The sequence below is a fragment of the Amycolatopsis acidicola genome (assembly GCF_007713735.2).
Classification (GTDB): Bacteria; Actinomycetota; Actinomycetes; order Mycobacteriales; family Pseudonocardiaceae; genus Amycolatopsis_E; species Amycolatopsis_E acidicola.
This window is the reverse complement of record NZ_VMNW02000070.1, coordinates 39087-48705: the sequence shown is the minus strand read 5'-3', so window position 1 is coordinate 48705 and position 9619 is coordinate 39087. Positions and strand designations below refer to the sequence as shown.

Genomic DNA, 9619 nt, shown 5'->3' with positions numbered 1-9619 from the left:
CCCCCGTTCCCACGAACCCAGCACCACCACAAAACCCAGCCCACCCGCCACCAAGCACCTTCCGCATCTAAAGACGTAAGGTTATGGTGGACTTAGCGAGCGTTAAGCAAGGAGTTGCCTGTGAGTAGCGAGCGAGTCACGCTGTTCGTCGACGGGCGGTGGACCGGGTCGTCGGCCGCCGAGACCGTCGAGGTGATCGAGGCGGCGACCGAACAGCCCCTCGGCGCCGCGAGCGTCGGGACGGCCCAGGACGTGGACAGCGCCGTCACCGCCGCCCGCCGGGCGCTGGAGGGGCCGTGGGGCAAGGCGACCCCGGAGGAGCGGGCGGCCATCGTCGCCCGGTTCGCCGACGCGCTAAAGGCCCAGGGCCGGGAAACCTCGGCGCTGGTGAGCCGCGAGAACGGGATGCCGATCTCGCTTTCCCGCGCGGTCAACGGGTTCGCCCCCGCGGCGATCATCGGCTACTACGCCGGCCTGGTCGGCGACCACGGCCGCGAGGAGACCCGGCCCGGTTTCGCGGGCGAGACGCTCGTCCGGCGCGAGCCGGTCGGGGTGGTCGGCGCGATCGTCCCGTGGAACTACCCGCAGGCACTCGCCGCGATGAAGCTCGGCCCCGCGTTGGCCGCGGGCTGCACCGTGGTGCTGAAGACGTCGCCCGAGGCGGCGCTCGACGCCGTCGCTTTTGCCGACGCCGCGGTGGCGGCCGAACTTCCGCCGGGCGTGCTCAACATCGTGCCCGGCGGGCGCGAGACGGGACAGGCGCTGGTCGACCACCGCGGCGTGGACAAGATCGCGTTCACCGGGTCGACCGCGGCCGGGCGCGCGATCGCGGCCCGGTGCGGTGAGTTGCTGCGCCCCGTCACGCTGGAGCTGGGTGGCAAGTCGGCGGCGATCGTGCTGCCGGACGTCGACCTTGACGTGTTCACTCGCGGGTTGCCGGAGGTCTCGTTCGTCAACAACGGCCAGACCTGTCACGCCTGCACCCGCATCCTCGCGCCCGCGTCCCGCTACGACGAGATCGTCGAAGCCGTGACCGAGACGGCGCGGGCGCTGCGGGTGGGCGATCCGCTGGACAAGCAGACCGCGATCGGTCCGCTCGTCAGCCGCGCGCAGCGGGATCGCGTGCTCGGGTACGTCGAGGCGGGCAAGGGCAGTGGCGCCCGTCTGACGACCGGTGGCGGCGTGCCCGCTGGACAGGACACGGGCTGGTTCGTCGAGCCGACGGTGTTCGCCGACGTGGACAACTCCTCCGTCATCGCGCAGGAGGAGATCTTCGGACCAGTACTGTCAGTGATCCGCTACGACGGAATCGACGACGCGATCCGCCTCGCGAATGACAGCGAGTACGGGCTCGGCGGCACCGTGTGGACCACCGACGAGGAGCAGGGCCGCGAAATCGCCCGCCAGGTGGAAAGCGGCACCGTCGGGGTCAACACTTATGGCATCGACACGAACGCCCCGTTCGGCGGGGTGAAGGCCAGCGGCCTCGGACGCGAGATGGGGCCGGAGGGTCTGGCGCCGTACTTCTCGCTGAAATCCATCTACACCACCGTGAAATCCGCTTGATCCCTCGAAGGTGAGGAAAACTCATGGCCGCTTCGGTGGTATCCGCCCTGCGTTGGTGGGCACGGACGAAGGGCGACCAGGACGCGCTGGTCGTCGCGGAAGACGACGTGTCCTACGCGACCTTGGAATCGTGGACCAGTCGTTTCGCGCGACGGCTCGCGGAGGCGGGCGTCGGGCCGGGTGACCGGGTCGGGTTGCTCGGGTCCAACTCCCTGGAGTGGTGCGTCGCCGCGCTCGGCATCCTCAAGACCGGGGCGGTGCTGGTGCCCCTCAACCCCCGGCTGGTGGCCGCCGAAGTGCGGAAGATCCTGACCGACGCCGACGCGAAACTCGTCGTCGCGGACGACGCGGGGCTGGAGACCCTGCCGGCGGTCCAGGCGGAGATGCCGGGGCTCGGCGCGCGTCCGCTGGCCGAAGTCGGCGAGGCGCGGGACGGCGCCGAAGATCACTTCGTCGTCGACATCGACCCCGCGGACCCCGCCATCGTGCTGTTCACCAGCGGCACCACCGGGTTGTCCAAGGGCGTCATCTGCACCAACCAGACCCTGCTGAACATCGCGTTCGAGCTGACGCTCACCGAGGAAGGGCTGCGGCCAGGCTCGCGGAGCCTGCTCGTGCTGCCGCTGGCGTTCACCCCGGGCCTGGTCACCGGGCTGTGCACGACGACGGTGCTGGGCGGCACGCTCGTCGTCGAACGCAGCTTCGATCCCGGGCAGGCGGTGCGGCTGCTGCAGAAACACAAGATCACCGCGATCTTCGGCGTTCCGCTGATCTTCGAGGCGATGGCGAAGTCTCCGGACTTCGCGGAAGCCGACCTGTCGTCGATCAAGACCGCGATCACCGGCGGCGCCCCGGTTCCGGTGCCGTTGCTCGAGGCGTGGGGCGCGAAGGGCGTCGCGCTGCGGCAGATCTACGGCATGACCGAGGTGGGTGGAGTCGCGACGAGCACCCGGCCCGAGGACGCGGCCGAGCATCCCGGCACGTGCGGCACCGGTTCGGTCTTCACCGAGTTCAAGGTGATCCGTGCAGACGGGACGACGGCCGATCCGGGCGAGACCGGCGAAGTCATCCTGCGCGGGCCCGGGGTCACGCCCGGGTACTGGCAGGACGAGGAGAACACCAAGCGGGCGCTGCGCGACGGCTGGCTGTACAGCGGCGATCTCGGCGTTTTGGACGACGAGGGCAGGCTCAAATTCGTCGACCGGATGAAGGACCTGATCATCTCCGGCGGGATCAACATCTCCCCCGTCGAGATCGAGCAGGTGATCAGCGGGCTCGCCGGGGTCGAGGAGGTCGCGGTGATCAGCGCCAAGGACGAGAAGTTCGGTGAGACGCCCGCGGCGATCCTGGTGACCACCGGGGAACACGATCCCCATTCGGTCATCGAGCATTGTGGCCGCGAGCTGGCCGATTTCAAGGTTCCGCGCTACGTCGTTTTTCGCGACGAGCCCCTCCCGCGGCTGCCCAGCGGCAAGTTGGCGAAGGTCGCCATCCGCCGCGAGTACACCGATATCCCCGCCAAGCACGACAAGGTCCGCTGAACCGTGCCCCATGTCGTCACCCAGTCCTGCTGCAACGACGCGACCTGCGTGTCGGTGTGCCCGGTCAACTGCATCCACCCGAGTCCGGACGAGCCCGCATACGCGACGGCGGAAATGCTCTACATCGACCCGGCGACGTGCATCGACTGCGGCGCGTGCGTCGACGTCTGCCCGGTCGACGCCATCAAGGCGGACTACGAGCTGACCGGGGACTTCGAGCGGTACACCGAGATCAACGCCCAGTACTTCACCGATCCCGCGCATCGCGACTACACGCCACGCCCCGTCGACCGCGCGCCGGCTCCCGCCGTGGACGGTCCGCTGCGGGTGGCGATCGTGGGCTCGGGTCCTTCGGCTTGTTACGCGGCCGAGGAACTTCTGGCGCACAAGGGTGTCGAGGTCACGATGGTCGAGCGGCTGCTCACGCCGTGGGGGCTGGTGCGGTTCGGCGTCGCGCCGGATCACCAGCACACCAAGCAGGTCACGCGGTTGTTCACCCGCACGGCGGCGCGGGAGCGGTTCACGCTGCACCTGGGCGTCGAGGTCGGCAAGCACGTCACGCACGAGGAGCTGCTGGCCCACCACCACGCGGTGATCTACGCGGTCGGCGCGGCGGGCGACCGCAAGCTCGGGGTTCCCGGCGAGGATCTGCCGGGCGTGCACTCGGCGACGGAGTTCGTCGCCTGGTACAACGGCCATCCGGACTTCCGCGACGCGCGCTTCGACCTCTCCGGCAAACGAGCCGTCGTCGTGGGCAACGGGAATGTGGCGCTCGACGTCGCCCGGATCCTGGTCACGGACGACCTCACGCACACCGACATCGCCGACCATGCGCTGGAAGCCTTGGCGCACAGCGGGATCGAAGAGGTGGTCGTGCTCGGGCGGCGAGGATCGGACCAGGCCGCGTATACTACGCCCGAGGTGCTGGCGCTCGGGTCCGTTGTGGACGTAGCGGGCGCGACGGGGTCTGGGCTGAAGTCGGAGATCGTGCGCGAGCTGGCCGCGCGGCCGCACGAGGGCAACCGGCGGATCGTGTTGCGGTTCCTCACGTCGCCGGTGGAGATTTTGGGTGACGGCCGGGTCACCGGCGTCTTGCTGGGCCGCAACGAACTCACCGAGTCCGGCGGGGCACGGGACACCGGCGAGCGCGAGGTCTTGGACTGCGACCTGGTGCTGACCTCGATCGGTTATCGCGCGAATCCTCTGCCGGGGCTGCCGTTCGACGAGAAAAGCGCGACACTGCCGAACGAACTGGGCCGCGTCGTCGAAAACGACGGCGCTCCGGTGCCGGGCGTTTACGCGACCGGGTGGATCAAGCGTGGCCCGTCCGGGGTCATCGGGACGAACCGCCAATGCGCGCAGGAGACGGTTGCCGCACTGCTGCGGGACTTCGAGACGGGATCGCTGCCGACGCCATCCGTCGAAGATTTCGACGGGCTGGTCCGCTCCCGGCAGCCGGAGGCGATCGGCTTCGCGGGCTGGAAGGCGATCGACCGTCGCGAACGGGAACTGGGCCAGGGCAGGCCACGCCGGAAGCTGGTCGATCCGGCCGAGCAGCTGGCCGCCGCGGGTGACGCGCGATGACCGGCTACCGGATCTGCCCGTTGTGCGAATCGACGTGCGGGCTGGAGTTCAAGGTGGAGGGCGGTTTCGCGGTCGATGTCCGCGGCCACGAGAACGACCTGTTCAGCCGCGGTTACCTGTGCCCGAAGGGCGCGAACCTCGGCGCGCTGGACGCCGACCCGGACCGCCTGAAGACACCGCTGATCCGGCGCGACGGCGAGCTGGTGCAGGCGACGTGGGATGAGGCGTTCGCGGAGGCCGCGCGCGGGTTCGCCGCAGTGCGGGAAGCGCACGGCTCCGGGGCTCTCGCGTTGTACCGGGGCAACCCCAGCGCGCATTCGCTGGCCGTCACGCCGTATCTGCGCCCACTGATCAAAGCCTTGGGCACCAAGCAGATCTACAGCGCCAGCACCGCCGACCAGGTACCGACGCAGGTCGCGTGCGGGCTCGTCTACGGCTCGGCCGCCGCGATCCCGGTGCCGGACCTCGACCGCACTTCGCATCTGCTGATCCTGGGCGCGAACCCGGCGGAGTCGAACGGAAGCCTGTGCACTGCCCCGGATTTCCGCGGCAGACTGCACGCGATCCGGGAGCGCGGCGGCACCGTCACGGTGGTCGATCCGCGTCGGACGAGGACGGCCCGGCTCGCCGACCGGCATCTGCCGATCCGCCCGACCACCGACGCGTACTTCCTGTTCGCGCTGGTGCACGTGATCTTCGAAGAGGACCTGGAAAACCCCGGCCCGCACGGCGATCGGCTGACCGGGCTCGCGGACGTCCGTGAGCTGGCCGCCGTGTTCGCCCCGGAGGCCGTGGCGGACGTCTGCGGCATCGCGGCGGCGGACATCCGGGCCACGGCGAGGGAGCTCGCGGCGGCGCAAGGGGCCGCGGTTTACGGCCGGATGGGTACCTGCGCCACGTCGTACGGGACCGTGACGAACTGGCTCATCCAGGTGCTGAATCTCTTGACCGGCAACGTGGATCGCCCCGGCGGCCTGCTGTTCCCGGTGAGCCCGACGCGCGCCGCGTACCTGCGTGAGCAGCCGTTCCGGATGGGGCGCTGGCACAGCCGGGTGCGTGAGCTGCCCGAGGTGTTCGGCGAGTTCCCGGTGGCCACGCTCGCCGACGAGATCGAGACGCCCGGCGAGGGCCGGATCCGCGCGCTGCTGACCATCGCGGGCAACCCGGTGGTGTCCGCGCCGAACGGGGTGCGCATCGGGGAACTGTTGCCGGGCCTGGATTTCATGGTCAGCATCGATCCGTACGTCAACGAGACCACCCGGCACGCGGACGTGATCCTGCCGCCACCGAGGGTGCTGCAGTCCGGGCACTACGACTGGGCGTTGTCGAGTTTCTTCGTCCGCGCGGTGGTGCGCTATTCGCCGCCGGTGGTCGATCTCGCGCCCGGCCAGCCGGGTGAGGACGAGATCCTCGCGCGGCTGTCGTTGCTGCTGAGCGGGCAGGACGGCGACACGAGCGCGCTGAGCGAGTCGCTCGTGACGACGGTGCTGGGCAAATCCGTGAAGTCGGCCGGTTCGCCGGTGCTGGGGCGCGACCCCGCCGAGCTGCGGGCGCAGTTGAACGGTTCTTCGCCGCTGGAACGGTATTTCGAGGCGATGCTCCGGCTCGGCCCGTTCGGCGACGGGTTCGGCGCGGACCCTGAAGGACTCACGCTGCAGTCCCTTTTGGACCATCCGGAAGGGATCGACCGCGGCGAGATGCGGCCGCGGCTGGCCGAGGTACTGCCCGAAGCCGACGGGAAGATCGACCTGTGCCCGGACGCGGTGCGCGACGAGGTCGCCTCCCTGGCGGCCGGACTTCGCGGCGACCGCACGGGTTTCGTGTTGATCGGGCGGCGCACGCTGCGGTCGAACAACAGCTGGATGCACAACGTGCCCAACCTCGTCAGCGGCCCGCAGCGGTGCACGCTGCTCGTCAATGAAACCGACGCCGATCGTCTCGGCGTCGCTACGGGCGACCGCGTGCGGGTGGCCTCGGGCAAGGGCGCGGTCACGGTGGACGTCGAGACGACGCTGGACATCCGGCCGGGCGTGGTGAGCCTGCCGCACGGCTGGGGTCAGCGGAGTTCGAACGGGCGGCTGGGTGTCGCGGCCCGGGCCGAAGGCGTCAACGCGAACGCCCTCACCGACGAGAGCATTGTGGACGTGCTGTCGGGCAACGCCGTGCTGAACGGCGTGCCCGTCAGCCTGGAGCCGGAGGTAGCAACGAGGTGAAGGCAGGTTTTTCCGTCGGCTATTGGAGTTCCGGGCCGCCGGCGAACATCGAACGGCGGCTCGCGGAGGCCGAAGCGCTCGGCGTGGACAGCTTCTGGACCGCGGAAGCGTACGGTTCCGACGCGCTGACGCCGCTGGCGTGGTGGGGTTCCCGGACGTCGAAGATGCAGCTGGGGACGTCGGTGTGCCAGATGTCCGCGCGCACGCCGACGGCGATGGCGATGGCGGCCCTGACCCTGGACCACCTCAGCGGCGGGCGGTTCCTGCTCGGCATCGGCGCTTCGGGACCGCAGGTCGTCGAGGGCTGGTACGGGCAGCCGTATCCGCGTCCGCTGGAGCGCACGCGCGAGTACGTCGAAATCATGCGCACGGTGTGGGCGCGGGAGCAGCCGGTCCGGTTCGAGGGCAGGCATTATCAGCTGCCGCACAACGGCGGTGCCGGGCTCGGCAAGCCGTTGCGCTCGACCGTGCACCCGCTGCGCGAGGACATCCCGGTGATGCTGGGCGCGGAGGGACCGAAGAACGTCGCGCTGGCCGGCGAAATCGCCGACGGCTGGATCCCGTTGTGGTTCTCCCCCAAGAGCGACGCGTTCTACCGCGACGCGCTGAACGAGGGCTTCTCGCGCCCCAGCGCGCGCCGCACGGCTCAGGACTTCGAGGTGGCGGCCGTTGTTCCGCTCGTCGAAAATGACGACGTCGAAAAAGCCGCCGCCCGGTTGCGGCCGCTCATCGCGTTGTACGTGGGCGGGATGGGCGCGAAGGACGTGAACTTCCACGGGAACGTGTTCGCCCGGATGGGCTGGGCCGACGTGTGCGCGAAGGTGCAGGAGCTGTACCTGGCCGGGCGCAAGGAGGACGCGGCCGCGGCGATCCCGCTGGAGATGGTGGAAGACGTCGCGTTGGTGGGCCCCGCGGACAAGATCTGCGAGGACATCGAACGCCGGTGGCGCCCGACCTGCGTGACGACGATGATCCTGGCCGGCTGGCCCCGCCCGGACGTACGGGAACGGATCCTGGCCGCGGTCCGCGGTTGAGCCCGGTGCGCGGATCCTGGGCGCGGTGCGCGGATCCTGGGCGCGGGCCGCGGACGCGCGAGGCGCGCCGCTGAGTAGGGCGCGCCATCGAGTGCGGCACACGGCTGCGCGAGGCGCGCCGCTGAGTAGGGCGCGCCACCGAGTGCGGCACGCGGCTGAGCGGGGCACGCCGGTGAGGAGGGGCACGCCACCGAGTGCGGCACGCGGCCGAGTTGGGCACACGGCTGCGCGAGGCACGCCATTCAACGGGGCAGGCCACAGAACGAGACACACCGCTGCACGGGGCACGCCGCCGAACGGGGCACGCCACTGAGTGGGGACGCGGCTGAGTGCGGCACACGGCCGCGCAGGGCACCCCATTGAACGAGGCACGCGGCTGGGTGGGGCACGCCGGTGAGGCGGGCGCGCCACCAATGCACGAAGCACGCAGCTGAGCGGGGCACGCCACCGAGCAGGGCACACCCGCGGAACGGGGCACGCCATTGAGTGGGGCATGCGACTGCGCAAGGCACGCCACTGAACGAAGCACGCAGCCGAGCGCGGCATGCCACCGAGCAGGCCATGCGACTGCACGAGGCAGACCACCAAGCAGGCCACGCGACTGCACGAGGCGCGCCACTGAACAAGGCACACCACCGAGCGGGATGCGCGAACAAGGGAGGAGGGGGCCTGCGCGACGCAGGCCCCCTCCTCCCTTCAGCGGGAATTCTCAGCGCAGGGACAGCACGATCTTCCCCGCCACCGAACGTTCTCCGAGCGCTCGCAAAGCATCGCCCGCCTCGGTCAGGGGGCGGGCTTCCGGCTCGGTCACCTGCAGGCGCCCATCCGCGAGCAGCGGGTACAGCTCGTCCCATTGGCGGCGCAGGTAGCCCGGCTCCTGCCGCACGATCTCGCCCCAGCCCGCGCCGAGTACGGAAGTGTTGTTCAGCAGCAGCCGGTTCACCTTGACCGTGGGAATGCCGCCGCCGGTGAACCCGAGCACGACGACCCTGCCTTCAGGGCCGAGGCTGCGGAGGCTGTCGGTGAACCGGTCCCCGCCCACGGGGTCGAGCACGACGTCCACACCGCGCCGGCCGGTGTACTCGCGCACCGCGTCGAGCCAGCCGTCGACTAAAACGACGTGGTCGGCTCCCGCCGCGGTGGCCACTTTCGCCTTGCGGTCGTCGCTGACGACGGCGATCGCGCGCAGGCCCCACGCCCGGCACAGGTTCAGCGCGGCGACGCCGACGCCACCCGCGGCGCCGTGTACCAGCACTGTCTCGCCCGGCTCGACCTTCGCCCGGCGACGGAGCGCGAAGTGCCCGGTCAGATAGTTCACCGGCAGCGCGGCGGCCGTCGTCAGGGGCACGTTGTCGGGCAGCGGCAGCACCTTGTCGTCGTCCGCGACGACGACCTGCTGCCAGGCGCCCTCCGACGCGAGCACCGCGACCCGCTGCCCGGGAGTGAACCCGGGCCCTTCCCGTACCGTGCCCGCGCCCTCCGTGCCGAGCACGCAGGGCAGCTCCCGTTTCACCTGGTAAAGCCCTTGGGACTGCAGCAGATCCGGGTAGGTCACCCCGGCCGCGTCGAGTTCGACGACGACGCGGCCGGCCGCGCGCGGCTCGTCCACCTCTTCCAGCCGGAGCGCGTCCGGGCCGGCGAATTCGGTCAAGCGCAGAGCGAGCACAGCGCGTCCTCCTCG

General features: G+C 70.4%; 6 protein-coding genes. 5 read left to right on the top strand and 1 reads right to left on the bottom strand.

What is annotated here, in order from left to right; translation table 11 throughout:
- Positions 1 to 120 precede the first annotated feature (120 nt).
- The 5 genes from FPZ12_RS33280 to FPZ12_RS33260 are packed head-to-tail and all read left to right on the top strand — an operon-like array spanning position 121 to position 7938.
- Positions 121 to 1566, top strand: a complete 1446-nt coding sequence (locus FPZ12_RS33280; protein WP_144749977.1) for an aldehyde dehydrogenase — start codon at positions 121 to 123, stop codon at positions 1564 to 1566.
- 23 nt (positions 1567 to 1589) lie between these two features.
- Positions 1590 to 3107 carry a class I adenylate-forming enzyme family protein gene (locus FPZ12_RS33275; RefSeq protein ID WP_144749975.1) on the top strand — a complete coding sequence of 506 codons (1518 nt, stop codon included), beginning with the start codon at positions 1590 to 1592 and terminating at the stop codon, positions 3105 to 3107.
- Between the two features lie 3 nt (positions 3108 to 3110).
- Complete coding sequence (locus FPZ12_RS33270; protein WP_144749973.1) at positions 3111 to 4691, top strand: FAD-dependent oxidoreductase; 1581 nt, start codon at positions 3111 to 3113, stop codon at positions 4689 to 4691.
- Positions 4688 to 6904, top strand: a complete 2217-nt coding sequence (locus FPZ12_RS33265; RefSeq protein WP_144749971.1) for a molybdopterin-dependent oxidoreductase — start codon at positions 4688 to 4690, stop codon at positions 6902 to 6904. Before FPZ12_RS33270 ends, FPZ12_RS33265 begins: the two co-directional genes overlap by 4 nt.
- Positions 6901 to 7938 (top strand): LLM class F420-dependent oxidoreductase, encoded by a 1038-nt coding sequence (locus tag FPZ12_RS33260; RefSeq protein ID WP_144749969.1) that lies wholly within the window; start codon positions 6901 to 6903, stop codon positions 7936 to 7938. The genes FPZ12_RS33265 and FPZ12_RS33260 overlap by 4 nt, the downstream gene beginning before the upstream one ends.
- 709 nt (positions 7939 to 8647) lie before the next feature.
- On the opposite strand, the gene FPZ12_RS33255 is transcribed toward FPZ12_RS33260, so the two are convergent.
- Positions 8648 to 9604, bottom strand: coding sequence for an NADPH:quinone oxidoreductase family protein (locus FPZ12_RS33255; RefSeq protein WP_144749967.1), 957 nt, complete (start codon positions 9602 to 9604; stop codon positions 8648 to 8650).
- Positions 9605 to 9619 lie beyond the last annotated feature (15 nt).